1 protein-coding gene is annotated in these 320 nt (G+C 65.3%); it reads left to right on the top strand.

The annotated features are described in order from the left end of the window. The coding region (locus ACVOK8_RS19165) for a cadherin repeat domain-containing protein (protein WP_481568203.1) at positions 1-320 on the top strand (320 nt) is incomplete at both ends.

The raw sequence follows: 320 nt of genomic DNA, 5'->3' as shown, positions 1-320 counted from the left end.
GGCACGACCACCATCACCGTCACGCTCAACGAGCTGGACGTCAACGAAGTGCCGGAGTTTGAAGATCCGAACCAGGGCGGCACGCCGCCGGGTCCGAATCAGCCGGGCACGATCTTCACCCCGCCGGGCACCGACGGCGCAGGCAATCCGACGCCGGCCAGCTATACGGTCAGCTACAACGAGAACACCGCTGCGGGCGTCGAACTGGGCCAGGTCCAGGCCGGTGACGTGGATGGCGACAACGTGACCTTCGCCATCAGCGCGGGTAACGACAATGGCTGGTACGCGATCGATCCGACCACGGGTGTGATCACCCTGAC

The organism is Stenotrophomonas sp. STEN083 (assembly GCF_056759195.1).
Note: the sequence above shows the minus strand (reverse complement) of the source record. Positions and strands in the feature narration are given on the sequence as shown.